The organism is Lujinxingia vulgaris (assembly GCF_007997015.1).
GTDB lineage: Bacteria > Myxococcota_A > Bradymonadia > Bradymonadales > Bradymonadaceae > Lujinxingia > Lujinxingia vulgaris.
The window spans coordinates 1-679 of record NZ_VOSM01000055.1; the positions used below are offsets into that span (position 1 = coordinate 1).

The 679-nt window shown below is 61.6% G+C and carries 1 protein-coding gene and 1 pseudogene; both read left to right on the forward strand.

From position 1 onward, the window contains the following. Positions 1-465: pseudogene (locus tag FRC98_RS20850) on the forward strand (type I restriction endonuclease subunit R); the annotation flags it as partial. Then, positions 462-671, forward strand: coding sequence for a helix-turn-helix domain-containing protein (locus tag FRC98_RS20855; protein WP_146983502.1), 210 nt, complete (start codon positions 462-464; stop codon positions 669-671). The pseudogene FRC98_RS20850 and the gene FRC98_RS20855, both read left to right, overlap by 4 nt. Positions 672-679 lie beyond the last annotated feature (8 nt).

Genomic DNA, 679 nt, shown 5'->3' on the forward strand with positions numbered 1-679 from the left:
CCGTCGGCTATCAACGAGGACCATTCGTTGAGCGAGGGCAGCAGCGAGGGCATCAAGCTCCCGGACTATGACGGCGAGCACAAGTCGGGTCTCACCCCCCAGCGGGGTCCGCTCGACGAGGCGATCGACCGCGTGAACGAGATGTTCCAGGCCAAGGGCGTCGATGTGAGTCCCGAGAGCGTTTCGGGCTTCATCACGACTTTCTGGGGATTCCTCGATGCGAACGAGGAAGCCGTGGCGATGGCGAAGAACAACACCGTCGCGCAGCTCAAGGCATCCGAGGGTTTCGGCAGCGCTGTAGGACTGGCGGTGTTGAAGACATGCCAGGAGTCTCAGGAGATCCAGTCCTACATGACCGATCCGGCGTTCCTCGGGCAGATAGCGGACATCGCCGCGGACGCACTTCACGCCCAGCACCGCGCTGACTCGAGTTCGGAGGCCGGAACAGAGGTGTCAGAGTCATGAGCGAGATCGAGCAGGTGAACTTCGGCGACACCATCCGTCAGGCCCGAAAGAAGCACGGCTGGTCGCAGGCGGAGCTCGGCGAAAGATCAAGTGTTTCTCGTCCGACCATCGCCAGGGTGGAAGCAAACCACGACGTCACGACTGCCACCATCGCCAAGATCGCTCAGGCGCTCGGTCTAACGCTGGAGTTGAAAGACCGCACCTGATCTCAGTT